The sequence below is a fragment of the Streptococcus sp. HMSC074B11 genome (genome assembly GCF_001808705.1).
GTDB lineage: Bacteria > Bacillota > Bacilli > Lactobacillales > Streptococcaceae > Streptococcus.
The window spans coordinates 1-562 of the sequence record NZ_KV794307.1 but is presented as its reverse complement, the minus strand read 5'-3'; the positions used below and the strand labels follow the sequence as shown (position 1 = coordinate 562).

At 45.6% G+C, this 562-nt stretch carries 1 protein-coding gene; it reads right to left on the bottom strand.

What is annotated here, in order from left to right:
- Positions 1–562: G5 domain-containing protein (locus HMPREF2619_RS09300; RefSeq protein WP_186821509.1), on the bottom strand; the 562-nt coding region annotated here is incomplete at both ends.

Below are 562 nucleotides of genomic sequence, written 5' to 3'. Positions count from 1 at the left end.
AGTACCTACTGCGATAATTTCGGTAACGGGTTCTTGGGTAATACTATTAGATTTGACTTGGCGGAATTCCTTGCCATCGACAGTCGTCACCTCGGTTAAAATAGTACGCTCACCTGCTACTCCTGCTTGAATAATACGAGTTTGACCCTTAAGCAAGTCTGGATCTTCCTGATGAAGAGTATCATAAGCAACTGCTTCTGTCGTAACTTCAAGTTCTGGTTTCACCTCGACCAAGCTTGAAGTACCTCCACTTGGGATTGAGGTGGATTCTACCTTAGTACCTACTGCGATAATTTCGGTAACGGGCGCGGTCGTCACTTCATTAGAAACCTGCTTGCGAGTTTCCTTGCCATCGACAGTCATCACCTCGGTTAAGATGGTACGCTCACCTGCTACTCCTGCTCTGATGACACGGGTTTGACCCTTAAGCAAGTCTGGATCTTCCTGATGAAGAGTATCATAAGCAACGGCTTCTGTCGTAACTTCCAATTCTGGTTTATCTTCAACAAGACTTGGAGCACCTTCACTTGGAATTGAGGTGGATTCTACCTTAGTACCTACT